24 protein-coding genes and 1 pseudogene are annotated in these 24,239 nt (G+C 73.5%); 9 read left to right on the top strand and 16 right to left on the bottom strand.

All coding sequences use genetic code 11. The features are described 5' to 3' along the window. Positions 1-9 precede the first annotated feature (9 nt). Positions 10-1,776, top strand: a complete 1,767-nt coding sequence (locus tag ACZ7JA_RS04120) for a cation:proton antiporter (RefSeq protein ID WP_351667584.1) — start codon at positions 10-12, stop codon at positions 1,774-1,776. 12 nt (positions 1,777-1,788) lie between these two features. Here ACZ7JA_RS04120 and ACZ7JA_RS04115 read toward each other — a convergent pair whose 3' ends face one another. Further along, a complete protein-coding gene (locus tag ACZ7JA_RS04115) occupies positions 1,789-3,627 on the bottom strand; it encodes a glycoside hydrolase family 15 protein (RefSeq protein ID WP_470807070.1) in 1,839 nt (612 codons plus the stop codon). 113 nt (positions 3,628-3,740) lie between these two features. Next, positions 3,741-4,265: a gluconokinase gene (locus tag ACZ7JA_RS04110; protein ID WP_450743089.1), complete on the bottom strand. Its 525-nt coding sequence runs from the start codon at positions 4,263-4,265 to the stop codon at positions 3,741-3,743. Between the two features lie 221 nt (positions 4,266-4,486). On the opposite strand from ACZ7JA_RS04110, the gene ACZ7JA_RS04105 reads away from it, so the two are divergent. Continuing rightward, a complete protein-coding gene (locus ACZ7JA_RS04105; RefSeq protein ID WP_351667590.1) occupies positions 4,487-4,822 on the top strand; it encodes a hypothetical protein in 336 nt (111 codons plus the stop codon). A 26-nt stretch (positions 4,823-4,848) separates the two neighbouring features. Here the strand turns inward: ACZ7JA_RS04105 and ACZ7JA_RS04100 are convergent, their stop codons facing one another. The 8 genes from ACZ7JA_RS04100 to ACZ7JA_RS04065 form a co-directional block, all read right to left on the bottom strand. Next, positions 4,849-5,838: a CorA family divalent cation transporter gene (locus ACZ7JA_RS04100; RefSeq protein WP_351667592.1), complete on the bottom strand. Its 990-nt coding sequence runs from the start codon at positions 5,836-5,838 to the stop codon at positions 4,849-4,851. Positions 5,839-5,977: 139 nt separating this feature from the next. Then, positions 5,978-6,646, bottom strand: coding sequence for a response regulator (locus ACZ7JA_RS04095; RefSeq protein WP_450748932.1), 669 nt, complete (start codon positions 6,644-6,646; stop codon positions 5,978-5,980). Continuing rightward, positions 6,643-7,938 (bottom strand): sensor histidine kinase, encoded by a 1,296-nt coding sequence (locus tag ACZ7JA_RS04090; RefSeq protein WP_351667596.1) that lies wholly within the window; start codon positions 7,936-7,938, stop codon positions 6,643-6,645. The genes ACZ7JA_RS04095 and ACZ7JA_RS04090 overlap by 4 nt, the downstream gene beginning before the upstream one ends. 26 nt (positions 7,939-7,964) lie before the next feature. Further along, entirely contained in the window at positions 7,965-8,834 is an 870-nt protein-coding gene (locus tag ACZ7JA_RS04085) for an ABC transporter permease (RefSeq protein WP_389445751.1), read from the bottom strand. Next, a complete protein-coding gene (locus ACZ7JA_RS04080) occupies positions 8,831-9,769 on the bottom strand; it encodes an ABC transporter ATP-binding protein (RefSeq protein ID WP_401137548.1) in 939 nt (312 codons plus the stop codon). Before ACZ7JA_RS04080 ends, ACZ7JA_RS04085 begins: the two co-directional genes overlap by 4 nt. A 288-nt stretch (positions 9,770-10,057) precedes the next feature. Beyond that, complete coding sequence (locus ACZ7JA_RS04075; protein WP_470807066.1) at positions 10,058-10,759, bottom strand: phosphatase PAP2 family protein; 702 nt, start codon at positions 10,757-10,759, stop codon at positions 10,058-10,060. Next, positions 10,756-11,364, bottom strand: coding sequence for a phosphatase PAP2 family protein (locus tag ACZ7JA_RS04070; protein WP_351667604.1), 609 nt, complete (start codon positions 11,362-11,364; stop codon positions 10,756-10,758). Before ACZ7JA_RS04070 ends, ACZ7JA_RS04075 begins: the two co-directional genes overlap by 4 nt. Continuing rightward, on the bottom strand, positions 11,361-12,032 hold the full coding sequence (locus ACZ7JA_RS04065; RefSeq protein WP_470807063.1) for a DedA family protein: 672 nt from the start codon (positions 12,030-12,032) through the stop codon (positions 11,361-11,363). Before ACZ7JA_RS04065 ends, ACZ7JA_RS04070 begins: the two co-directional genes overlap by 4 nt. Positions 12,033-12,180: 148 nt before the next feature. Between ACZ7JA_RS04065 and ACZ7JA_RS04060 the strand changes: the two genes are divergently transcribed. Then, positions 12,181-13,020: a COG4705 family protein gene (locus ACZ7JA_RS04060; protein WP_470807062.1), complete on the top strand. Its 840-nt coding sequence runs from the start codon at positions 12,181-12,183 to the stop codon at positions 13,018-13,020. Positions 13,021-13,177: 157 nt separating this feature from the next. Continuing rightward, on the top strand, positions 13,178-14,086 hold the full coding sequence (locus tag ACZ7JA_RS04055; protein ID WP_470807060.1) for a COG4705 family protein: 909 nt from the start codon (positions 13,178-13,180) through the stop codon (positions 14,084-14,086). Here the strand turns inward: ACZ7JA_RS04055 and ACZ7JA_RS04050 are convergent. From ACZ7JA_RS04050 to ACZ7JA_RS04040, 3 genes are all read right to left on the bottom strand, one after another. Next, positions 14,067-15,452 (bottom strand): sensor histidine kinase, encoded by a 1,386-nt coding sequence (locus ACZ7JA_RS04050; RefSeq protein WP_470807059.1) that lies wholly within the window; start codon positions 15,450-15,452, stop codon positions 14,067-14,069. The two genes, ACZ7JA_RS04055 and ACZ7JA_RS04050, sit on opposite strands and share 20 nt — an antisense overlap. Continuing rightward, the gene (locus ACZ7JA_RS04045) at positions 15,449-16,111 is read right to left on the bottom strand and encodes a response regulator transcription factor (RefSeq protein ID WP_389305253.1); all 663 of its coding nucleotides are present in this window, start codon (positions 16,109-16,111) and stop codon (positions 15,449-15,451) included. Before ACZ7JA_RS04045 ends, ACZ7JA_RS04050 begins: the two co-directional genes overlap by 4 nt. A 265-nt stretch (positions 16,112-16,376) precedes the next feature. Continuing rightward, positions 16,377-16,832 carry a MarR family transcriptional regulator gene (locus tag ACZ7JA_RS04040; RefSeq protein WP_470807057.1) on the bottom strand — a complete coding sequence of 152 codons (456 nt, stop codon included), beginning with the start codon at positions 16,830-16,832 and terminating at the stop codon, positions 16,377-16,379. A gap of 61 nt (positions 16,833-16,893) precedes the next feature. On the opposite strand from ACZ7JA_RS04040, the gene ACZ7JA_RS04035 reads away from it, so the two are divergent. Continuing rightward, positions 16,894-17,727 (top strand): alpha/beta fold hydrolase, encoded by an 834-nt coding sequence (locus tag ACZ7JA_RS04035; RefSeq protein ID WP_470807055.1) that lies wholly within the window; start codon positions 16,894-16,896, stop codon positions 17,725-17,727. Positions 17,728-17,831: 104 nt separating this feature from the next. On the opposite strand, the gene sigJ is transcribed toward ACZ7JA_RS04035, so the two are convergent. After that, positions 17,832-18,782, bottom strand: coding sequence for an RNA polymerase sigma factor SigJ (sigJ, locus tag ACZ7JA_RS04030; RefSeq protein WP_470807053.1), 951 nt, complete (start codon positions 18,780-18,782; stop codon positions 17,832-17,834). Positions 18,783-18,881: 99 nt separating this feature from the next. Between sigJ and ACZ7JA_RS04025 the strand changes: the two genes are divergently transcribed. Next, the gene (locus ACZ7JA_RS04025; protein ID WP_351667620.1) at positions 18,882-19,250 is read left to right on the top strand and encodes a hypothetical protein; all 369 of its coding nucleotides are present in this window, start codon (positions 18,882-18,884) and stop codon (positions 19,248-19,250) included. Between the two features lie 110 nt (positions 19,251-19,360). Here ACZ7JA_RS04025 and ACZ7JA_RS04020 read toward each other — a convergent pair. After that, positions 19,361-19,735, bottom strand: a pseudogene (locus tag ACZ7JA_RS04020) (glycosyltransferase); the annotation flags it as partial. Between the two features lie 49 nt (positions 19,736-19,784). Continuing rightward, entirely contained in the window at positions 19,785-20,426 is a 642-nt protein-coding gene (locus ACZ7JA_RS04015) for a hypothetical protein (protein ID WP_351667622.1), read from the bottom strand. Between the two features lie 300 nt (positions 20,427-20,726). On the opposite strand from ACZ7JA_RS04015, the gene hemL reads away from it, so the two are divergent. The 3 genes from hemL (at position 20,727) to ACZ7JA_RS04000 (ending at position 24,175) form a co-directional block, all read left to right on the top strand. Further along, entirely contained in the window at positions 20,727-22,046 is a 1,320-nt protein-coding gene (hemL, locus tag ACZ7JA_RS04010) for a glutamate-1-semialdehyde 2,1-aminomutase (protein ID WP_389446411.1), read from the top strand. After that, positions 22,043-22,747 carry a histidine phosphatase family protein gene (locus ACZ7JA_RS04005; protein WP_470807051.1) on the top strand — a complete coding sequence of 235 codons (705 nt, stop codon included), beginning with the start codon at positions 22,043-22,045 and terminating at the stop codon, positions 22,745-22,747. The genes hemL and ACZ7JA_RS04005 overlap by 4 nt, the downstream gene beginning before the upstream one ends. A 114-nt stretch (positions 22,748-22,861) precedes the next feature. Next, positions 22,862-24,175, top strand: a complete 1,314-nt coding sequence (locus ACZ7JA_RS04000; RefSeq protein ID WP_389446413.1) for a polysaccharide deacetylase family protein — start codon at positions 22,862-22,864, stop codon at positions 24,173-24,175. The last annotated feature ends 64 nt before the right edge of the window (positions 24,176-24,239 follow it).

Genomic DNA, 24,239 nt, shown 5'->3' with positions numbered 1-24,239 from the left:
GCGGGCCGGGTGAGCGAGGACGACATCCTGCTGGGCTTCGGGCTGACCGTGGCCCTGGCCGTCGGATGCCAGATCCTCGCGAGCCGGCTGCGGATCCCGGCCCTGATCCTGCTGCTGCCCGCCGGGTTCGCCGCCGGCGCCCTCACCGACGACGTCCGCCCCGACCTGCTGCTGGGCCCGGCGTTCTCCCCGCTCGTGTCCCTGTCCGTGGCGATCATTCTGTACGACGCCGGGCTGGGCCTCGACCTGCGCCATCTCAAGGGCGCCACCCGCTCCGTCGTCGTCCGCCTGATGGTGCTCGGCGTGGCGCTCACCTGGGGGACCGTGGTGGGCACGGCGCCCGCCCTGTTCGGGGTGCCGGTGGCCGTGGCCAGCATGATCGGGGTCATCCTCGTGGTGTCCGGGCCGACCGTCGTGGGGCCCCTGCTGGAGCACGTCCGGCCCTCGGACGGGGTGCGCCGCGTCCTGATGTGGGAGGGCTCGCTGATCGACCCCGTCGGCGGCATCCTCGGCGCGGTCGTCTTCCACTCCATCGTCTCCGGCGGGCTGCGCAGCGGGCACTTCCGCTTCGGAGCGTTCTTCGCGGGCATCACCCTCGGACTCGTCGGCGGGGCGGTCGGCGCCGCGCTGCTCTGGTTCGCCCTCCGGCGGCTCCGGCTGGGCGAGACGCTGGGCACCCTGGCCCAGCTCGCCACCGTCGTCGCGGTGGCCGCGGGCTGCGACATGGCCTACGACGACACCGGCCTCATCGCCGCGATCGTCATCGGGCTGACCGTCGCGAACCTGCCCGGACTCGACATGCCCGCACGCCGGCCGTTCTTCGAGACGCTCGTGCAGCTCATCATCGGCCTGCTGTTCGTCTCCATCTCGGCCACCGTGACGCCGAAGTCCGTCGTCCCGGTGCTGCTGCCCACGCTCGGGCTGGTCGCCCTGCTCGTGCTCGTGGTCAGGCCGCTGGTCGCCCTGCTGTCCACCGTCCGCACGCGGCTCCGGGCGGGCGAGCGGGCCTTCGTCGGCTGGATGGCGCCGCGCGGCATCGTGGCCGCGTCCACCGCCACCACCTTCTCCGCCTCGCTCACGGCCGCGGGACTGCGCGGCGCCGGCAAGATCCTCCCCGTCACCTTCCTGGTGATCGTGGGAACCGTCCTGGTCTACGCGGTCACGGCGAAGCCCTTCGCCCGCGGGCTCGGCGTCAGCCGTCCGGCGCGGGCCCGCCCGCTGCTGGTGGGCGGCGATCCGTGGGTCGTCGACCTCGCCCGGGCGCTGCGCGCCGCCGGCGCCGACGTGCTGATGTGGGCGGGCGGCGCCGACGAGCGCGAGCGGATCGAGGCGGCGGGGCTCGAACTGGTCGCCGGGGAGCTGATGGCCACGGCCACCGACCCGCGGGCCCGGCTGGAGGGCATCACCTCGGTCTACCTGCTCACGGCCGACGACGACTTCAACGCCCTCGCCGCCATCGTCATGGAGGACAGCGTCGACGGCCCGGTCCACCGGCTCGGGCCGCCGCCCGGCGGCGAGGGCGTGGTCGCCCCCTACACGGCCGGCCGCACCCTCTTCGGCGGACGGCTGGTCCGGCACACCGTCGCCGACCGCCACGAGCGGGGCGCCCGCTTCCACGTCCAGCCGGCGTCCGCGCCCCGGCCGCCCGGGTCCGACGCCCTGTTCGTCGTGCGGCGCGGCGGCGCACTGGAACCCGTCACCGGGGCGGCGCCGCTCGCCGGCACGGCGCCGGACGACACCCTCGTGCTGCTCGGCCCCGTGCCGCCGGCGGGCTGAACCCGGGCCCGGCTAGCGGGGCGTCAGGGCGTCGTTCAGGGTGAGCGCCGCGTCGATGAGCGCGAGATGGGTGAACGCCTGCGGGAAGTTTCCCAGTTGACGGCCCGTCGGATCGATCTCTTCCGAGTACAGGCCCAGGTGGTTGGCGTACCCCATCATCTTCTCGAACACCAGCCGGGCCCGGGTGGTGCGTCCGGCCCGCGCCAGCGCGTCGACGTACATGAAGGTGCACAGCGAGAAGGTGCCCTCCGAACCGCGCAGGCCGTCCGGCGAGGCCTCGGGGTTGTAGCGGTAGACCAGGCTGTCGCTGACCAGTTCCTGCTCCATCGCGTCGAGCGCCGACGTCCACAGCGGGTCCTCGGGGGTGATGAACCCGACCGTCGACATGCGCAGCAGCGAGGAGTCGAGCACGTCGCTGCCGTAGTGCTGCACGAAGGCCCGGCGCTTCCCGCTCCACCCCCGGCTCATGACCTGCTCGTAGATCGCGTCGCGTTCGCTGCTCCAGCGGGCGGTCGGGCCCGGCCGGCCGTGCGACTCGGCGAGCCGCAGCGCGCGGTCGAACGCCACCCACGACATGACCCGGCCGTAGGTGAAGTTCTGGCGTCCGCCCCGGGTCTCCCACAGGCCCTCTCCGGCCTGGTCCCAGTGGTCGACCAGCCACTCGAGGTTGGTCAGCAGCGAGGTCCAGCCCTGGTGCCCCAGCCTGATCCCGTGCCGGTGCGCGAAATAGATGCTGTCCAGCGCCTCGCCGTAGATGTCGAGCTGGAGCTGGGTCGCGGCGCCGTTGCCGATCCGCACCGGGGCGGAGCCGGCGTAGCCCTCCCAGTGCTCCAGCAGTTCCTCCTTCAGGTCGGAGGACCCGTCGACCCGGTACATGATGTTGAGCGGACCCGAGTCCCCGTCGCTGCCCGCCCGTTCCCGCACCCGGTCGCCCAGCCAGTTGATGAACGCCCTCGCCTCCTCGGTGAACCCCAGCCCCAGCAGGGCGTACACGGAGAAGGAGGCGTCACGGATCCAGGTGAACCGGTAGTCCCAGTTGCGCTCGCCGCCCAGTTGCTCGGGGAGCGCCGCCGTCGGGGCGGCCACCAGGGCGCCGCTCGGGGCGTACGTCATGAGCTTCAGGGTGATCGCCGAGCGTTCCACCGTCTCCCGCCAGCGCCCCGAGTACTGGGACTGGCCGAGCCAGGTGCGCCAGTACCTGATGGTCTCGTCGAACAGCTCCTGGTACTGCGCGAGCCGGAGCTGCCGGGGCGGTCCGTCTGCGGCCGACTCCAGCATCAGACCGCGCTGCTGGCCCGCCGCCAGGCTGAGCGTGAAGTGCAGGTCGTTCCCCCGGTCCGTGAGGACGTCCACGAGCCGCTCGTCCTCCGGCTCGCGGATGGGGTGCACGGTGAGCACCGCGCCGTTCTCCGCCGCGAACAGGGCGCCGTGCTCGGTGATGTGCAGCCGGTGCGCCGTCCGGCCGTAGTCGAACCGGGGCGCGATCTCGACGTCGAACGTCATGGCGCCGCGTACGCAGCGCACCAGGCGGACCAGCCGGTGGCAGTCGGTGGCCGCCCTTCCGGTCACCGGCATGAAGTCCAGGACCTCGCCCGCGCCCGCCTCGGTCATGAAGCGGGTCACCAGGACCGCCGTGTCGGGGAGGTAGAGCTGCTTGGTCGCGTACATCGCGTGCGTCGGCCGCACCGTGCAGTGGCCGCCCCTGTCCTTGTCCAGCAGGGCGCCGAAGACGCTGGGCGAGTCGAACCGGGGGAGGCAGAGCCAGTCGACCGTTCCGTCCGTGGTGACCAGGGCCGCCGTCTGCAGATCGCCGAGCAGGCCGTGGTTCTCGATCAGGGGGTAGTCGTCCATCGGGGCACCCCTTCCGGCAAGCGATTCACCCGAACGGCCCCCCTCGGTCAGCCTAGGACGGACCGTCCGCGCCCGCGCTCCGGCCGGCGGGCCGCGCGGTGCGGAGGCGCGCGTCAGCGGTCCGGCCCGCACACGGAACGCAGCGCGGCCCGCACGACCTGGTCCGTGTCCCGGGACGCGTCGATGGTGACGCCCTGCTCGTCGGGGTGCAGCGGATCGAGGGTGGCGTACTGGCTGTCGAGCAGCGCCGGCGGCATGAAGTGCCCCTTGCGGTGCGCGATACGGTCCGCGGCGACCGCTCGGTCGAGCGCCAGGTACACGAACCACAGGTCCGCTCCGGTGCGGCGGAACTGGTCGCGGTACGCGCGCTTGAGCGCGGAACAGGAGGCGACGCCCCCCTGCCCGCCGGACGCGGTGCGGATCCACTCCGTGAGCGCCGCCAGCCAGGGCCGCCGGTCGGCGTCGTCGAGGGGGTGTCCCGACGCCATCTTGGCGCGGTTGGCGGCCGGGTGGAGGTCGTCGCCCTCCAGGAACGGAACGCCGAGCCGCTGCGCGAGCCGTGCTCCGACGGTGGACTTCCCGGACGCGGACACGCCCATCACGACCACCACCCGCGATCCCCGGTCCGGTCCGGCCAACGGGGCCTCCTCGGGGGCGCGGTGCGGAACTGCCGGTACGTCACCACTATCGCCCGGCGCAGGACGGACTGCCCGCGTGCAGGGCCCTGCACGGCCGCCCAGCGGCCGGGGCCGCCGCACTCGCCAGGCGGGTCCGCCCGCTGTGGCGGATAGTGGTGGTGGGGCGGGACCACCTTCCAGCCGGCTCTCCGTACACGCTCTCCGTACACACAGGAGGACCGATGCGTGTTTCACGTCCGCTGGCCGCGCTCGCCTGCGTCGCGACGGCCGGGGTGGGACTGGCCGCCTGCCAGGACCAGGCGTCCGGCACGATCACCGGGCACAACGGCGTCAGACCGGTGCAGTCCTTCACCAACCCGTCGATCGAGGGGTGCCACCGCTTCAGGGCGGACGTCACCCGCGTCGACAACTTCACCCAGAACAGCATCCTGCTGTTCAAGACGCCCGACTGCACCGCGCCGAAGGGCAAGGAGAGCATCTACCTGAACATGCAGGGCTCGGACGTGGTGGTCAGGGCCACCGGTCCGTGGCGCAGCTTCTCCTTCGCCCCCGAGTGACCCCGGGCGGCCCCGGGGCGCCGCGCTCACACGTCCCGTATCCCCTCGTCGTCCCGGAGCCTGCGCCAGATGTGGGTGCGGTGCAGCACGTACAGGGCGCCGCCCAGGACCGCCGCCTGCAGGGCCACGGCGAGCAGCCAGAACACGGCCCGGCTCTCCATCTCGTCCGTGAGGTAGCTGAAGTTCATCCCGAAGTAGCCGGTCAGGAACGTCAGCGGCAGGAAGATCGTGGAGACGATGGCCAGCCGGTTGATCACCCCGTTCTGCTCGCCCGAGACCAGCGAGGAGTAGCTGGCGAAGGCGCGGCGGGTGGCCTCCTGCAGGGACTGGATGTCGGTGAGCACCAGCCGGCCGGTGTGCTGGAACTCCCGGGCGAGGCGCTGGCGCTCCTCGGGGAAGTCCCGGTTGAGCATCCTGCGCATGATCAGCTCGTCCGTCGCCTGGAGGTAGGGCAGCAGGTAGTGGTGCAGGAGCGCGGCGCGCCGCCGCAGCCGCGCCAGGCGGTAGACCTGGTCGGGACGCCGGCGGTCGAACATCTCGTCCTCGAGGTCCTCCACCACCAGCAGGTCCGCCACCGCGGCCCGCCGGAACGTGTCCAGGGCCTCCTGCAGCAGCAGGAACAGCAGGGCCACGGTGTCGGGCGGGTTCTCCTCGGCGAGCCGGGAGAGGAGGGCCTCCAGCGTCCGGGCCGGCCCCCGGTGCAGGGTGACCAGGTGCCGCTCCGTCGCCATGACGTGGACGTGGATGACCCGGCCGCCCTGGACGACGGGGACCACGAAGCCGGCCCGGTCGCCGAGGAACTGGGCCCGCACCGGCTCCTCCGCCCTGCCGAACCAGGGCGGGCACTCGGACTCCAGGCCGAGCGCGCCGACGATCCCGGCCTCGTCGGGCTCCGGCTCGCCCGCGAGCTGGACGTCGACCAGCAGGAAGGAGGAGGCGGCCAGCAGTTCCCGTGCCTCCGCCGGGCCCGTACGCGTGGTGGCCCCTCCGGGCATCGACACCACCGATACGATCATCTGTCCTCACCGTGATCCCGGTTCCGTAGGTCCCACGGTGCGCACACTCGCCCGCCGCCGGCCGCGGACACACGCGGGTGCGGCGGCGGATACCCCGTACGGATGAGCGGGAAGGGCCCTCCGTCCGGCCGGACCGGGGCTAGCCGGCCTGCGGCCGGGCCAGGCCGTGGTCGTAGGCGAAGATCACCGCCTGGACGCGGTCCCGGGCGCCGATCTTGGACAGGACGCGGCCGACGTGCGTCTTCACCGTGGACTCCGAGAGCACGAACCGCGTGGCGATCTCGCTGTTGGTCCAGCCCTTGCCGATGGCGACCAGGATCTCGCGTTCGCGGTCGGTGAGGGCGCTCAGGCGCGGGTCCCCGCCGGAGCCCTCGCCGCCGGCCGGCACGAGACGGGCGAACTCGTGCAGCAGGCGGCGGGTGAGCGCGGGCGCGATCACCGCGTCTCCGGCGGCCACGGCGCGGATGCCCGAGAGGAGTTCCTCGGGACGGGCGTCCTTGAGCAGGAAGCCGCTGGCCCCGGCGCGCAGGGCCGCGTGGACGTACTCGTCGAGGTCGAAGGTGGTCAGGACGAGGACCCGGGAACGGCCGCCCGCGGCGACGATACGGCGGGTGGCCTCGATGCCGTCCATGCCCGGCATCCGCACGTCCATCAGGACGACGTCGGGGCGCAGTTCGGCGGCCTTGCGCACGGCCTCGGTCCCGTGCGCGGCCTCGCCGACCACCTCCGTCCCGGGCACGGAGTCCAGCAGTATCCGGAAGCCGTACCGCTGGAGCGGCTGGTCGTCCACGACGAGCACGGTGGTCACCCGGCGGCACCGCCCTGGGGAGCGAGGTCGAGGGCGGCGCGCACCGTCCACCCCGGGCCGAGGGGGCCGGCGCTGACGTGTCCGCCGTAGAGAGCGGCTCGTTCCCGCATGCCCACCAGTCCGTGTCCCTCCTCGTTCGCCGTGCCGGGACGGCCGGCCGGGACGGGCGGGCCGGAGTCCTGGACGGCGATCGTCAGCCGCGCGTCCTCCACGACGATCGCCAGGTTCGCGCGGGCGCCGGCCCCGGCGTGCTTCAGGGTGTTCGTGAGGGCCTCCTGCACGATGCGGTAGACCGTGAGCTGCACCCCGCTGTCCAGGGCGTCGACGTCACCGGCCGTACGGTAGACGACCTCCAGGCCCGCGGCGCGCACCCCCTCGCACAGCGCGTCGATGTCCGCGAGGCCCGGCTGCGGGCTCAGCTCCGGCCCGGCGCGCGGGCCGTCGCCCTCGCGCAGCACGCCGAGCACCCGGCGCAGCTCGCTCAGGGCCTGCCGGCCGGTGTCACCGATCAGGCGCAGGGCCTCCTCGCCCCGCTCCGGGCAGGCGGCGGTGGCGTAGGCGCCGGCGTCGGCGAGGGTGATGATGACGGACAGGTTGTGGCCGACGATGTCGTGCATCTCGCGGGCCACCCGGGCCCGTTCGGCCGCGACGGCCAGCCTGCCGCGCTGGTCGCGTTCGGTCTCCAGCCGGGCCGCGCGGTCCCGCAGCCCGGCCAGCTGGGCCCGCCGGATGCGGATCATCAGGCCGAGCGCGAGGGCCGCGGTGGCCGTGCTGAGCAGGAAGAAGAGCGCGTCCGAGACCGGCACCGCCGCCGAGACCCGCGCCGCGACCAGGCCCAGCGCACCCGCCAGGACCGCGCAGGCCCAGGGCAGCTGCCGCAGCCGCCCGTGCAGGGCCAGGCTGTACAGGGCCACGAACAGCGCGACGTCCGCGCGGAGCGCGGCGCCGAGCGACCACTGGAGGACGAACACGACCGTGACGGCGCCGAAGGCGACGGCGGGCGCCCGGCGCCGCCACAGCAGCGGCAGCACCAGACCGGCCTGCACGGCCGCCATGCCCGCCAGAGGCAGCCGGGTGAACGCCACGCGGAAACGGCGCGGCCCGTCGCCGTCCCCGCCGATCGCGTGCAGCAGGTCCGGCAGGCAGAACACCGAGAGCACCAGGCACACGACGGCGGCGTCCAGCACCCACGGACGGGCCCGGTCGGCGTGCCGGAGCCGCTGGCCGGCCCGGCCGAGCCGGGCGACCAGCGGACCCATCGCGCCGAGGTCCTCGGCGGTCGCGGAGGTCATCGGCCCATCATGCGGCCGGCCGCCGCTCACACGTCGCTGCGCAACAGCCGGTACGCCGCTCCGGCCAGCGCCAGCACCGTCCAGCCGAGGAAGACCAGGAGTCCGGCACCCGGCGACAGGGTGGCCGAGTCGCGCGTCAGGGCGAAGAGCGACTGGCCCGCGTGGCTCGGCAGGTAGGGGCTGATGTCGCCCTGCCACGAACTCGGCAGCAGGGAGACCAGTCCGGGTACGAGCATGAGGGCGGCCACGAGTACCGAGATGCCGCCCGCCACCGACCGCAGCAGCGCGCCCAGTGCGGTGCCGATCACGCCGACCAGGCCGAGGTAGAGCCCGGCCCCCAGCAGGGCGCGTACGACTCCGGCGTGGCCGAGGCCCATGGCGACGGGCGTCCCGGCGACGATCCGGCTGCCGGCCAGGAAGGCGGCGAACGCGCCGGCGGTCGCGACCACCAGTGCGACCAGCCCGTACACCGCCGCCTTGGACCACAGCACGGGCAGCCGGCGCGGCACCGCGGCCATGGTCGAGCGGATCATCCCGGTGGAGTATTCGCCCGCCGTGACCAGCACGCCGAGCACACCGAGGGCCAGCTGGGCGAAGTTCGTGCCGAACAGCGACAGGCTCACGGCCGTCGCGTTCGCGAAGTCGCGCTCGGGGGGCCGGCCCGAGCCGAGCCCCGACTTGTAGTGGCTCGCGGCGATGACGCCGAAGGCGACGAGGAACAGCAGGCCCAGGCCGAGGGTGATCCAGGTGGAGCGCAGCGACCAGAGCTTGGCCCACTCGGAGGACAGCACGCGCCGGCCGGTCACCCGGTAGGCGGGGCGGCTCTCGGCGGCCGGCGCGGTCCCGGGGGTCTCAGGGGTCTCGGGGGTCTCGGATGTCGCGGTGAGGGTGCTCATGCCACGCTCCCGGAGGTCTCGGCGCCCGTCGTGCCGCCGTGGTACTCCACGGCGTCCCGGGTCAGTTCCATGAACGCCTCCTCCAGCGACACCGCCTTCGAGGTCAGCTCGAACAGGGCGATCCCGTGCTCGGCGGCCTTCAGGCCGATCTCGCGTGCGGACACCCCGGTCACCTGCAGTTCCTCGGAGCCGATGCGGCCGGTGATCTCCACACCGGGACCGGCCAGCACGTCCCGCAGCCGCGCGGGGTCGGCCGTCGCGACCCGCACGCTGTCGCCGCCCGCCGCGCGGACCAGCTCCCGCACGGTGGTGTCGGCCAGCAGCCGGCCCCGGCCGACGACGATCAGATGGTCCGCCACCAGCGACACCTCGCTCATCAGGTGCGAGGAGACGAAGACCGTGCGCCCCTCGGCGGCGAGGGAGGTGAGCAGGTTCCGGATCCAGCGCACCCCCTCGGGGTCCAGGCCGTTGACGGGCTCGTCCAGCATCACCGTCTGCGGGTCGCCCAGCAGCGCGGCGGCGATGCCCAGGCGCTGGCCCATGCCGAGGGAGAAGGCGCCGGCGCGCTTCGTCGCGACGCTGCCGATACCGGCCAGTTCGACGACCTCGTCGACCCGGCGGCGCGGAATGCCGTGGGTGAGCGCGAGGGCCCTGAGGTGGCCGCGGGCCGAGCGCCCCGGGTGCACCGACTTCGCCTCCAGCAGCGCGCCGACCTCCTGCAGCGGCGCCCGGTGGCGGGCGTAGCGCCGCCCGTTCACCGTGACGGAGCCGCTGGTCGGCGCGTCGAGCCCGACGACCATGCGCATCGTCGTGGACTTGCCCGCGCCGTTGGGCCCCAGGAAACCGGTCACCGTCCCCGGTCGTACCGTGAAGCCCAGACCGTCGACGGCGGTCTTCTCCCCGTACCTCTTGGTGAGCTGCTCTGCCTCGATCATGCGCGTACTCCCTCGTCCGGGGACCGCGGCGCCGGGCCGGCCCGCGCCTCCTCCGCAACGCTAGGGCCGGAATGTCCGGATTCGGTGGTACCGCGGACCGAAGCCCGCGGGGCGGGTGGTACCGCGGTACTACGCCCCGGCGCCGTACGCGCGGCCGTCCGGGGGAGGGCGGGGCGGCATCCGGTCAGGTGGCGGGAGGGGAGCCGGGCGCCGAGCCGGTCCCCGGCCCAGGGGACGAGAACCACTCCGCACGTGCAGTGCCAGTGGTGGACGGGATCCGGGCGGGCCTCAGTGCGGGCGCGCCGGGTCTTCCGCCGGCTCCGCGGGCGGTTCCGCCCGGCGGGTGAGGGACGAGGCCGCCGGCACGTGGGCGGCCACGCACAGGCACGTCCCCAGCCAGCCGGCGGCGAACAGCCAGCCGCCCAGGACGTCGGTGAACCAGTGCACGCCGAGGTAGCAGCGGGTCAGCCCCACCAGCAGACCCCAGCAGGCGAGGGCGATCCGCAGTGCGGTGCCGCCGTGCGGGGCGCGCAGGGTCAGCGCGACGATCAGTATCCCGGCGGTGAGGGCGGCCGTGGTGGTGTGCCCGGAGGGGAACGCCCAGCCGCTCGCGTGCGTCGCCCAGTCCCCGTGCGGCGGGCGCGGCCGGTGGACCAGCTCCATCGCGCCGTACCGCAGCGCCTGCCCCGTACCGAGGCAGGCGAGGCAGAGCGCGGCCGCGAGCAGCCGCTGCCGCGTGTTGCGTCCCGCCACGGCGCCGGCCACGGCCGCCAGGACGTAGGGAACCACCCCCGTACCGGTGCTGGTCACGCCCCGTGCCACCGCCACGGCCACGCCGGGGCGGTGGCCGGCCGCCCAGCCGAGGAAGCCGTGGTCCAGCCAGAGCGGTGAACCGCCCCGGCCGGTGACGACCATGGTCAGCACGGCGAACGCCGCCCACGCGCCGAGACCGGCGCTGCCGGCCAGCTCGGCGGTGTCCTTCCGGTTCACGAGGCCGACAGCAGCGGACGGAGCGGGGCCGCCGAGGTCAGCAGGTGGGCCAGCGCGGCGGACCGGCGCCGGACCAGGGACATCGCGGCGAGCGCGACGAGCCCGCCCACCACCATTCCGGTCACGACGTCATGGGGGTAGTGCACGCCGATCCAGACCCGGGAGGCCGCCATGGCGACCGCCGCACCGCAGGCGACCGCGCCCAGCCGCCGCGAGACGAACAGCAGCGCCACCGCGGCGGCCGCCGCGATCGCCGCGTGGTTGCTGGGGAACGACCAGTCGCCGTGCGCCGGGCACGCCTCCAGGGTCGTCACCCGCAGGCTCTGGCAGGGCCGGTCCTCGCGCACGGCGAGCTTGAGCACGGCGTTGACGCCGTACGCCAGGACCACCACCGCCGGCACGGCCAGCGCGGTCACCGCCGCGGCCGCCCCGGACCCCCGGGCCCGCCACCAGCCGAGGGCCATGAGCAGGGCGAACACCGCGAGCCCGTAGTCCGACCACACCGCCACCGCGGAGTCCAGCCAGGCCGGCGCGTGCTGGGCGAGCACCGTCACGTCCCGGTAGGCGGAGCCGTCGATCGGCGCCCCGTCGAATGCCAGGATCATCCCCGGACCGCCTTCTCCTCGGCGCGCCCGCGGCGGCCCCGGTACAGCTCGGCGGCGAGCGGGAGCAGCGACACCACGACGATCAGCGCGACCAGCGGGAGCAGATAGCGGTCCACGTTCGGGATCGAGGAGCCCAGCGCGTAGCCCGCCAGGGTCAGGCCGAGGCTCCACACCAGGCCGCCGGCCACCTGCCACACGGTGAACGCCCGGACCGGCACCTCCAGCGCCCCGGCCAGCGGGTTCAGCACCGTCCGCACCACCGGCACGAACCTCGCCAGGAAGATCGCCTTGGCGTGGCCGTAGCGCGCGAGCAGGTGCTCCGCTCGCTCCGCGCCCTCGCGCAGCCGCGCCGAGCGGCTGCGCGCCAGCAGGGCGCCGCCGGCCCGGCGTCCGATCAGATAACCGAACTGGGCGCCGGCCAGCGCGCCGATCGCCGCCGCGGCCAGCAGCGGACCGAGCGACAGATGCACGCCGTGCCGGCCGGTGCCGGTGCACAGCAGGCCGGCCGTGAACAGCAGGGAGTCGCCCGGCAGGAAGAACCCGATCAGCAGGCCCGTCTCGGCGAACATCACGACACCCACCCCGAGCACGCCGAAGGCGGCCAGCAGCGACTGGGCGTCGAGCGGGTTCACCGCGAGCTGCGACGACAGAACCACGGACGTGGTCATCGGCATGAGTCCTCTCCGGGCGCACGGCACCCCAGCCGTCTACATTTCCGTAGACCGTCTACGTTACTGTAGACGATGATCGAGGGCGGACCGTTCCCGTACGAGCGGTCAGGATGCGTTCAGGCGTCCGATGGCACGGTCGTCGGCCATGACCCACGAGACGTCCAAGACATCCCCGCCGCCAGCGGCCGCGGGCCCCGCCGCCCCGGCGCGGCACCGGCCGGGCCGGAACAAGGTGCCCGAGGTAACCGCCTACTTCTGGATCATCAAGGTGCTGTGCACGACGGTCGGAGAGACCGCGGCCGACCTGCTGAACGAGAAGGCCGGCCTGGGCCTGACCGGTGTGTCGCTGCTGATGAGCGCACTGCTCGCCGTGGTCCTGGTGGCGCAGTTCCGCACCGCGGCCTACCGGGCCGGCGTGTACTGGCCCGCGGTGGCCCTGATCAGCGTCGTCGGCACGCTGATCAGCGACAACCTCACCGACCACATGGGCGTGCCGCTGGAGACGAGCACGACGGTGTTCGCCGTCGTCCTCGCGATCGTGTTCGCCGTCTGGTACCGGCGTGAGCGGACGCTGTCCATCCACAGCATCGACAGCACCGGCCGCGAGTCCTTCTACTGGCTCGCGGTCCTGTTCACCTTCGCCCTCGGCACCGCGGCGGGGGACCTGGTCTCCGAGCGCATGGACCTCGGGTACTGGCTGTCCGGCGTCCTGTTCGCGGCGGCCATCGCCGCCGTGGCCGTCGCGCGCTTCGCGCTGGGCCTGGACGCGGTGTGGAGCTTCTGGATCGCCTACGTCCTCACCCGCCCCCTCGGCGCCTCGGTCGGCGACTACCTCTCCCAGCCCACCGCGGACGGCGGCCTGGGCGTGGGCACCGTGATCACCAGCGCGCTGTTCCTGGCGGTCATCCTCGGCCTGGTCGTGTACCTGGGCGTGACGCGCAAGGACGTCACCGAGCCCGGCCCGGCCGCCCGGCACACGGCCTGAGCTGCCGCGCGGCACGCGTTCAGGATGCGTTCAGGCACTTCGTGCCACGGTCGGGGAGCACGGTCGCCGCCGGCGGCCGGCTCGATCTCACACAGGGCGCTCGTCCCGTTCCCCGGGGGCGAGCGCCCTGTCGTTTCGACCGGAAGGGAGAACCGCATTGGAGCAACCGGAGGTCCTCACCGACCTCGACGTGGCGAGCGCGTCGAACACGACCAAGTCGGTGATGAAGAAGCTGCCCGAGGTCACCCTGGCGTTCTGGATCATGAAGATCGCCGCGACGACCCTGGGCGAGACGGCGGGCGACCTCTTCGCGCAGACCCTGAAGCTGGGCTACTTCCTCACGACGATCGCGCTGTTCCTGGTCTTCGTGGTGACGCTGGTGGTCCAGCTCCGGTCCAGCCGCTACAACCCGTTCTTCTACTGGACGGTGATCCTGTCGACCAGCATGGCCGGCACCACGATGTCCGACTTCATGAACCGCGACGCCGGCGCCGAGTACCTCTCGGCCGACACGACCAGGCTCGGCTGGGGCCCTCAGGGGCTCGGTCTGGGCTATCCCGCCGGGGCCGCCGTCCTGATCTCCGTCCTGCTGGCGGTCTTCGCCGTCTGGAAGCTGAGCGGGATGACGTTCCGGATCCGCGACATCGTCACCTTCAGGGGCGAGGCCCTGTTCTGGTCGGCGATCCTGGTGTCGAACACCCTGGGCACCTCCATGGGCGACTTCCTCTCCGACAGCTCCGGCCTCGGCTACGCCGGTGGCGCCCTGCTCGTCACCGGGCTGCTCGGCGTGCTCCTGGCGCTGACGAAGGCGCCCGCGGTGCCGAACGTCCTGCTGTTCTGGATCGCCTTCGTGCTCACCCGCCCACTGGGCGCCACCGCGGGCGACTTCCTCACCAAGCCGGTCGCCAAGGGCGGCCTCGACCTGGGTACGGCGGGCTCCTCCGCCGTCCTCCTCGCCGTGCTGTTCGCCCTGATGGCGTACGCCCAGGTGCGGGAGCGCCGGTCCGCCGCCGGGCCCGAGAAGGAGGAGGGGGAGCGGGAGCCGGTCAGCCGGCGGGCAGGCTGACCGTGAACCTGGCCCCGGGCGCGTGCCCGGGGTCGTGGGACACCTCGCCGCCGACGGCGCGGGCCAGCCGCCGCGCGAGCGGCAGCCCCAGGCCCGCGCCGTCGTGCCCGTCGCCGGGATCGGCGCGCCGGCCGGGCCGGAACAGCTCCTCACCGAACGCCTCCGGCACACCGGGGCCGTCGTCGACGACGTCGATCCGCACGGCGCCGGGGACGCGCCACGCGGACACGGTCACCTGCGAGCGGGCGTAGCGGGCGGCGTTGGCGAGCAGCGGGCTGAGGATGCGTTCGAGGAGGGCGGGGGCGACTCCCGCCTCCGGCACCGGTGTTCGCGTCTCCAGCGCCGTCCTCACCCGGTCCGGTGCGTCCAGGCGCCGCAGCAGCCCGTCCAGGACGGACACCACGTCGGTGGTCCCGGGGGCGGCCGCGGGGCTCAGGGCGTTCTCGCGGGCGTCGTCCAGGAGCGTGTCGCAGATGGTGCGCATGGACCGGGCGGCCTCGGCGATCACCTCCTGGGCGGCGGCGGTCTCGGCGGCCGTGCGGGGACGGGCCCGCCACCAGTCGAGTTCCATGACGATCCGGGTGAGCGGAGTGCGCAGTTCGTGCGACAGCTCTCCGGTGAGCTGCCGTTCGTGGCGCAGGACGGTGCGTATGCGGTCCAGGAGCGCGTCCAGCGAGGCGCCCAGGCGGGCGAGTTCGGCCGGGTGGTCCGCGGCGCCGAAGCGCTCGTCCGAGCCGACGGCGCTCCACTGCGCGGCCTGGTCGGTCATCGTCCGCACCGGGCGCAGCGCCCGGCCGACGGACAGGCGGGTGAGCACGTAGGTGCAGCCGAGCATCACGACGTCCAGGACGACCGACCCCACCAGCAGGGTGCCGGCCGAACCGCGGTACGGGGCCAGGTCCAGGGCGGTCACGACGGTGGCGGTGACCCGGCGGCCGGGGACGGGCCGGGCGCACAGCCGGGCGGGCCCGCGGCCGGGGACGCGTACGGTCGCGCAGGCGTCCTCCCGCCGCGCCGCCAGCCGGCCGGCGGCCCGCGCCGGCGGACTGCCGGGTGTGGCGGACGGCGGTCCCTCGAGCAGGCGCGTTCCGGCGTAGATCCACACGTTCGCGTCGAGGAGGCGGTCGTCGGCGGTCTCCAGGACCCGCACCCGGGGCCCGTCGGTGTCGACGGTCGTGGCCACCGCCGCCGCCCGGTTGCGCAGTTCGTCGTCCGCCTGGTGCTGCAGGTGCCGGTCCATCACGGCGTTGAACACCACGGTCAGGACGGTCATCAGCAGGGCGGCGGTGGTCAGCGCCACCAGGGAGAGGCGGCCGCGCAGGGTGCGCGGGGCGAGGCGCCGCAGGGCGCGAGGGGCGCCGTTCACGACAGCCGGTGCCCGATCCCGCGCGCCGTGTCGACCGTCAGCCCGCTGCCGGCCTCGCGCAGCTTGCGGCGCAGCCGGCTCAGGTACTGGTCCAGGGTGTTGTCGCTGACCTGCGCGCCCTCGGGCCAGCCGGCCCGCGTCAGGGCGCGGCGCCGGACGAGGGTCCCGTCCGCGGCGACGAGCGTGGCGAGCAGCCGGAACTCGGTGGGGGAGAGCGGGACGCGGGCGCCGTGGACGGTCATGCTGTGGTCCACCGCGTCCAGGACCAGGTCACCGGTCCCGCACACCGGCGTGGCGGCCGTCCGTCTGAGTACGGCTCTCAGCCTCGCGGCGAGTTCGGCTATGTGGAAGGGCTTGGGCAGGTAGTCGTCGCCTCCGGCGGAGAAGCCGGACAGGCGGTCGGTGAGCCGGTGCCGGGCGGTCAGGAAGATCACGGGCGCGAGGAAGCCGTTGGCGCGCATGGCCTGGCAGACGTCCCGGCCGTCCGAGTCGGGCAGGCCGACGTCGAGCACGGCCGCCGAGATGCCGGCCGTGGCCAGCCGCAGGGCGGTGGCGCCGTCGGCCGCCGGGACGGGGTCGAAGTCCTCGTCGTGCAGCCCCCGGCGCAGCACGTCCCGCAGCGCGTGATCGTCCTCGACCACCAGGATCCTGGGGCGCATGGCTCTCCGCCGCCTCTCGAAGACTCATGGGGAAGGCAGCGGAGCGCACCGGCGCCCGGCGGCGAGCGCCCGGGCCGAGGGTTCCGACTGCCGCCGTGCCGCGCCCGGAGGCCGGGACCGACTGACTACAGGAACGTAGACCATCCATCGGACTGTAGACGAACCAGGCCCGAGAAGTGTTCCCGGGCCGCGGGCGAGGCGAAAAGGTCACCCGTGCTCGCACGGTCGGGCCGGCCCGCCGCCACGTCGTCGCACCGAAGCCCCGTCAGGCCGAACGCGCCTGCCGGGTCGACTCCAGCACCGAGGTCAGGAAGCGGCGCACCGTCTCAAGCTCGCCCGGATCGAGGCCCTCCGAGGCCGCCACCACCTCACCGATCACCGGCCCGAAGAAGGTCCACCCGAGCCCGGTGGCCTTCTCCTCCACCTGCAGCAGCACGCGGCGCCGGTCGGCCGTGTCCCGGGTGCGCCGGACCAGTCCGAGCCGCTCCAGGCGATCCACCAGGGCGGTGGTCCCGGCCGAGTTCAGGCGCAGCTGCCCGCCGAGCCATCCGGGCGTGGCGCGGGTGCCGGCCCGTGCCGCGTCCAGCAGGTGGATCAATGCGCGCACGTCGGTGGGGTGCAGTCCGTGGCGCGCGGCGAACTCGGCGCCCAGGAGGTCGAACTCCACGGTCACCGCCCGCAGCAGGTGGACCAGTTCCATCACCGGTTTCCGATCGTCCATGACACTCCCTCACTCCCCGGCATATTATCTCGCTGACCGAGATTATCGTTGAGCGAGAGGAATGCCCGTGTCTCCGTCGGCTTTCGACTTTGCCTACGACGAACTCCTCGCCCGCTGGCCCGAGTCCACCGAGGAGCGGGACGTCGCCACGCCGTACGGGCGCACCCGGGTCCATGTGTACGGCCCGGTGGACGGCAGCCCGCTGGTGCTGCTGCCGGGCGGCTCCGCCACCGGCCTGGTCTGGTTCGCCAACGCACCCATCCTCGGCGAGCGTTACCGGGTCCACGCGGTCGACCTGATGGGCGACGCCGGCCGCACCGAACGCCACGGCACACCGTTGCGTAACGCCGGCGATCTGACGGCCTGGCTGGGCGCGCTGCTGGACGGCCTCGGGCTCGCCCGCACCCACCTGTGCGGTCACTCCTACGGCGCCTGGCAGGCCGTGAGGTACGCACTGCACGCACCGCAGCGGATCGACCGTCTCGCCCTCGTCGACCCCACCCAGGTCTTCGCCGGTTTCCGCCCCGGCTACCTGCTGCGCGCGCTGCCCACTCTGATCCGCCCGAGCGAGGCCCGGGCCCGCGCCTTCCTCGCCTGGGAGACGGCGGGTCTCCACCCGGACCAGACCTGGCAGCGCCTCCACGCGCTGGCCACCACCTTCCCCGGCCGCAAGCTCATCGGCGGCGGCCGCCTCCCGGCCGCCGATCTCGGCATGCCGGTGCTGGTCCTGCTCGCGGAGCGCAGCCGCGCCCACCGTGCCGCCGAGGTGGCCGGCAAGGCCCGCCGGGCCCTGGCCCGGGGCGAGGTGGCGCTGCTGCCCGGCGCCACCCACCACTCCCTGCCGCTCACCGAGCCGAAGGAACTGAACGACCGGCTGATGGAGTTCCTGGGGTGACGGCGCCGGAAGTCACGGCGCCGGGGGCAGGGGGCCGCGCCGGGCGAGGCGTTCCGCGCCGCCTCGACGCGGCCCGGTCGCGGACCCGGCGCCGGTCGCCGGCGTCACCCGCGCGCCTCCCACGATGGTGCGGCGCCTTCCGTCACCCCGGCCCACGGCCGCAGCTTCTCCGGGTTGCGGACCGCCCAGATCCGGGTGACGCGCCCGTCGCGGACCTCGAACGAGGCGACGGTCATGACGGCGCCGGCGCGCTGGGCCACCAGGCCCGGCACGCCGCTGACCGACCGCTCCAGGAGTTCGAGCCCCGGAGCCCTGTCGGCCATGGCGACCATGTACCGGGCGATGCGCGCGCCGCCCTCGACCGGGCGCAGGGCGGCGCCGGCCACACCGCCGCCGTCGGCGGTCATCACGGCGGCCGGGTCGAGGAGCCCGACGAGGGCAGCGACGTCCTTGGCCCGCCATGCCTCTTTGACGCGCCGCACCACGTCGGCCCGGCCGCTCGCCGTCACCTCGGCGCGTGCGGCCCGCAACCGCCGCCGGGCGGACGCCGCCAGCTGTTTGCAGGCGGCGGGGGACCGGCCGAGCACGTCGGCGATCTCGGCGAACGGGTACCGGAAGACGTCGTGCAGGACGAACGCCACCCGCTCGGCCGGCGTCATCGACTCCAGGACGACGAGGAACGCCGTGGCCACCGACTCGTCCAGGACGATCTGGTCGGCGGGGTCCGCGGGTCCAAAGGCGCCGGCGCCGCCCGCACGGTCCCACTCGGTGCGGTCGGGCAGCGGCTCGGGCAGCCACGCGCCGACGTAGCGTTCACGGCGGGCCCGCGCCGAGCCGAGCAGGTCCAGGCAGATGCGGCCGGTCACCGTCGTCAGCCAGGCGCCGGGGGACAGGATCTCCTCCCGCCGGCTCGGCGGCAGCTGGAACCAGCGCGCGTAGGCGTCCTGCACGGCGTCCTCGGCCTCGGTCACCGACCCGAGCAACCGGTAGGCCACGTTGATCAGTTGGCCGTGCTCGGCGGCTATGCCGGCCGTGCCGTTCTCGGCAGTCCCCATGTATTCGGCTCCCCCGCCTTACCTTTCGCAGGCCCGCGTCGTCGGACCGGTGAACCCATTGTCGATTCGCTGCCCGCGGGCGGAAAAGGGGACTGTGACATGGCCACTCAGGTGACGGCGGACGTACCGCGCGGCTCCTCGTTCCTGCGGATCGCGATCGCCCTGCAGACCCTGACCATCCTCCTCCAGGCGGTCTCCGCCGGACTGCTGCTGACCGCCTCCTACGGAGAGACGCTGCACAGCGTCGGAGCCCGTGTGATGTACGCGGCGTCGATGCTGTACGTGCTCGCGGCGGTGCTGGCGTGGAAGCCGGGCGGCGGCTCGCCCCGGCCGGTCTGGCACGCGTCGGGTTTCCTCGTACTCGCCTCGGTCCAGGTCGTGCTGGGCATAGCGCACGTGCCGTCCGTCCACCTCCCCCTGGGCGTCCTGATGTTCGGTCTGAGCGTGCTGGCGCTGGCCCGGCGCTGAGGCCGGGTGCGGAACCCGCGGGACCGGCCGGGGCGCGTACGCGTACCGGAGGCGAGCCGGGCCCTCGGCCGGGCGCCGGGCCCTCGGCCGGGCGCCGGACCCGCGGGACGTCAGCCGTCGGTCAACCGCCGGACGGCCTTGAGCGTCTCGCCGGCTCCGTCCTCGGCGGCCAGGTGCCGCGCCGCTTCCGCTGCGGCTCGGCTGTACGTCTGCCGCCTCACCACTCGGCCGAGTGACTCGGCGAGCCGTTCGGCGGTGAGGGACCGGAAGGGGATCGGCTCGGTGGCCGCGCCGAGGGTGGCGAGCCGCGCCGCCCAGAACGGCTGGTCCGCCGTCACCGGCACGGTGACCGCGGGCACTCCGGCGCGCAACGCGGCGGCCGAGGTGCCGGCCCCGCCGTGGTGCACCACCGCGGCCAGCCGCGGGAACAGCAGGGCGTGCGGCACGTCCCCGACGGTGAGCACGTCGTCCCCGTCGGCGGCGAATGACGAAGGCGGGGCCCGAGAGCCCCGCCCGGGCGGGAGGGAACGAGGGTCAGGGCCAGACCAGGCAGTACGGCTGGTGCCCCGCCTCGTGCAGCCGGTGCGAGAAGTCCTGCCACTCGTGCAGCAGCTGGTAGACGTTGAACGCGTCCCGGGGGCCGCCGCGGTCCGGGACCGTCGACCAGATGAACGCCGCCGCGCCCACCGCCTCCTCGCCGATGCCGCGGAGCGGGTCGACGACCGTCATGGGGAGCTTGACGACGGCGTAGTCGGGGTGCAGGACGACCAGCTCGAGCGGCGGCACCTTGTGCAGGGGGACGCCCTCGATGCCGGTCAGCACCATGGCGGCCATCGTCTCCGGCTTGATCTTGGTGAACATGCCGTTCATGCCCAGCTCGTCGCCGCCGAGTTCCTCGGGACGCATCGAGATGGGGACGCGGGCCGCGGTCGCGCCGTCCGGCGCGCCGAAGTATTTGTACGTCACCCCCACCCGACCACCATTTCTGCTTCCCGCCCGCGACCGGTCGATCCGCCGGTCGTTCAGCTCGGGCTCACCCGGAACATCCTGTGTCTGACGTGCGTCGGCCTGACGTGCCTCGGTCGTTTCCTCCACCTCGCGCCGGTGCCTTCCCCGCCGGGCGCGCCGAGGACCCAGGTCGTCAGTCCCCTCGCCCAGTCCGCCACCGCGATGCATATCTCCACCCGACTGCTTTTCTAGGACGCGTGGCCCCCGCCGCGCAACCCGATCATCGTGTCAGTGACCTCCCCCACGGCCGCCCGCCGAAACGTGCGGCGAAACACCAGTCCGCGGGTTCAACCCGGTCACTGATCACTACGTGCCGTATGAGCTCTGTGTATCAGCTCTCAGTCTCGCAGATGGCGCGGCCGTGACCCGGAGGTCGGCGGCCCGATCCCCCGGCAGCGGCCTACCCTGAGGTGGTCACCACCCGAACCGGAGTCCGAGAGGCCGGAGAAGCCGCACGTCATGAGTGCCATGAGCGAACTGCCCTATCCCTACGAAGCGCCCGTGTCGCAGGCGCTCTTCGACCGTGCGTCGGCCGTCACGCCGGGCGGCGTGAACTCCCCGGTGCGCGCCTTCCGCGCCGTGGGCGGCACGCCCCGGTTCATGGTCTCCGGCAAGGGGCCGTACCTGACCGACGCCGACGGGCGGGAGTACGTCGACCTGGTGTGCTCCTGGGGGCCGATGATCCTCGGCCACTCGCACCCCGAGGTGATCGCCGCCGTGCAGGAGGCCGTCGCCCGCGGCACGTCCTTCGGCACCCCGGGCGAGGGCGAGGTCGCCCTCGCCGAGGAGATCGTCGCGCGGGTGGAGCCGGTGGAGGAGGTGCGGCTGGTCAGCAGCGGCACCGAGGCGACCATGTCGGCGATCCGGCTCGCCCGGGGCTTCACCCAGCGGTCCAAGGTCATCAAGTTCGCCGGCTGCTACCACGGCCACGTGGACTCCCTGCTGGCCGCCGCCGGGTCCGGCGTCGCCACCTTCGCGCTGCCCGACACGCCCGGTGTCACGGGCGCCCAGGCCGGCGACACGATCGTGCTGCCGTACAACGACCTGGAGGCCGTGCAGGAGGCCTTCCACCGGCACCCGGGCGAGATCGCCTGTGTCATCACCGAGGCCTCGCCGGGCAACATGGGCGTCGTCCCGCCGGCGCCCGGCTTCAACCAGGGCCTCAGGGACGCGTGCCGCAGGCACGGCGCCCTCTACATCTCCGACGAGGTGATGACCGGCTTCCGGACCAGCCGCGCCGGGTGGTACGGCGTCGACGGGGTCAAGCCCGACCTGATGACCTTCGGCAAGGTCATGGGCGGCGGCTTCCCCGCCGCCGCGTTCGGCGGCCGGGCCGACGTCATGGCCCACCTCGCGCCCGCCGGGCCCGTCTACCAGGCCGGCACCCTCTCCGGCAATCCCGTCGCCACCGCCGCCGGTCTCGCCCAGCTCCGGCTGCTCGACGACGCGGCGTACGAGACGGTCGACGCGGTCTCCGCGCAGATCCAGGCCCTGGTCACCGAGGCGCTGAGCAAGGAGGGCGTCGCGCACCGGCTGCAGACCGCCTCCAACATGTTCTCCGTGTTCTTCACCGACCGGCAGGTGCGGGACTACGAGGACGCCAAGCGGCAGGAGTCGTTCCGCTTCACCGCCTTCTTCCACTCGCTGCTGTCGAACGGCGTCTACCTGCCGCCGTCGTCCTTCGAGTCCTGGTTCGTGTCCACGGCCCACGACGAGCGGGCCATCCAGAAGATCGCCGACGCCCTCCCGGCGGCGGCCCGAGCGGCCGCGGAGGCCAGGGCAGCATGAGCAGCAACGGCAGCGAGAAGGACATCACCGTCGTCCACGTCATGCGGCACGGCGAGGTCGAGAACCCGGACGGCATCCTCTACGGACGGCTGCCCGGCTACCACCTGTCCGAGCTGGGCCGGAAGATGGCCGACCGGGTCGCCGAGCACCTCTCCGCCCGGGACATCACGCACGTCTGCGCCTCACCGCTGGAGCGCGCGCAGGAGACCGCCACCCCGATCGCCAAGGCGCACGGACTCGACCTGGCCACCGACGAGCGGCTCATCGAGGCCGGCAACGTCTTCCAGGGCAAGACCTTCGGGGTCGGGGACGGCGCGCTGCGCAACCCCGACAACTGGAAGCACCTCGTCAACCCGTTCCGGCCGTCCTGGGGTGAGCCGTACATCGACCAGGTCGTGCGCATGATGGGCGCGCTGCAGACGGCCAAGGACCGGGCCCGCGGGCACGAGGCGGTGCTGGTCAGCCACCAGCTCCCGATCTGGATCGTGCGGTCGTACGTGGAGAAGCGGCGGCTGTGGCACGACCCGCGCAAGCGGCAGTGCACGCTGGCGTCGCTGACGAGCTTCACCTTCCAGGGCGACCGGATCGTCTCCGTCGGCTACTCCGAGCCCGCCATCGACCTGGTCCCGGTCCACCTGCGGGCCGGCGCCAAGCCCCAGAAGGGCAAGGGGACGGCGCAGGGCAAGGCCTTCGGAGCCTGATCCGCCCTTTTGCCGGGCCTGTTACGAAAAGCACAAAGAAGTATCGGAACCTCCCCGATCGTCGCGCCCTCTGACTGGGTGACCACCAGCAGGCGTGACGAATCGGGGATCTCCATGCGTACCTTCTCCCGCACCGACCGGATGCTCTCCCGCAGGGGAGCGCTGGGCCTCGGCGCGGGCGCGGCGGCCGCCGCCTCGCTGGCCGGCTGCGGAACCCTCAGGTCCTCGGACGAGAGCGGGCGCCCGTCCGGTTCCGGCCACGCGGACGGCGGGAAGGGCGGCCCGGGCAAGGGCGGGAGCACGGCGCGTCCGGCCCGGCCCATCGGAGACGGCTCCACCTCGTTCACCGGCCGCCAGCCGCACCAGCCCGCGAAGCCCGAGCCGCTGGAGCCGGGCCAGACCCCTCCGCAGTTCGTGATCTTCTCCTGGGACGGCGCCGGCGAGGTCGGCAACGGCCTCTTCCCGCGCTTCCTCGACCTCGCCAAGGAGCACGGCGCGAGCATGACCTTCTTCCTCTCGGGGCTGTACCTGCTGCCCGAGTCGAAGAAGCGGCTCTACGAGCCCCCGAACAACCCGCGCGGCGCCTCCGACATCGGCTACCTCAGCGACCCCCACGTCAGGTCCACCCTGGCCAACGTGCGCCGGGCCTGGCTCGAGGGGCACGAGATCGGCACCCACTTCAACGGGCACTTCTGCGCCGGCTCCGGCTCGGTGGGCAACTGGACCCCGCAGCAGTGGCACAGCGAGATACGGCAGGCCAAGGCCTTCGTGAAGGAGTGGCGGACCAACACCGGCTGGACCGACCTGCCGCCGCTGCCGTTCGACTACGACAAGGAGCTGGTCGGCGGCCGCACCCCCTGTCTGCTCGGCCAGAACAACCTGCTGCCCGCCGCCCGCGAGCTGGGCTGGCGCTACGACGCCTCCTCGCCGGGCGGCCGCCAGGTGTGGCCGCTGAAGCGCATGGGGATCTGGGACCTGCCGCTCCAGCAGATACCTTTCCCCGGACGTTCCTTCGAGGTGCTGTCCATGGACTACAACATGCTGGCGAACCAGTCCGTCAACTCGACCAACGCGCCCGCCTACCGCCACCCGGCCTGGCGGACCCAGTCCGCCCAGGCCTACATCCAGGGGTTCCGGCGGGCGTACGAGACGAACCGGGCGCCCCTCTTCATCGGCAACCACTTCGAGCAGTGGAACGGCGGCATCTACATGGACGCCGTCGAGCAGGCCTTCAAGCACATCGCCCGCGAGAAGGAGAAGGGCGGGGACGTGCGCCTGGTCTCGTTCCGGCAGTTCGTGGACTGGATGGACGTGCAGAAGCCCGAGGTGCTCGCCCGGCTGCGCACCCTCGAGGTGGGGCAGCGGCCGGCCGGGGGCTGGAGGGGGTTCCTGCGCGACGGCAGGTCGGCGGCGGGGAGCGCCGCGTGAGCAGTTGTCCGTAATGTCCCGTGTAAATAGCCCCTGAAATGGGGTTTTCCGCCCGCCAGGGGGG

Source organism: Streptomyces sp. NPDC038135 (assembly GCF_055601245.1).
This window is presented reverse-complemented; position numbering and strand designations above follow the sequence as displayed.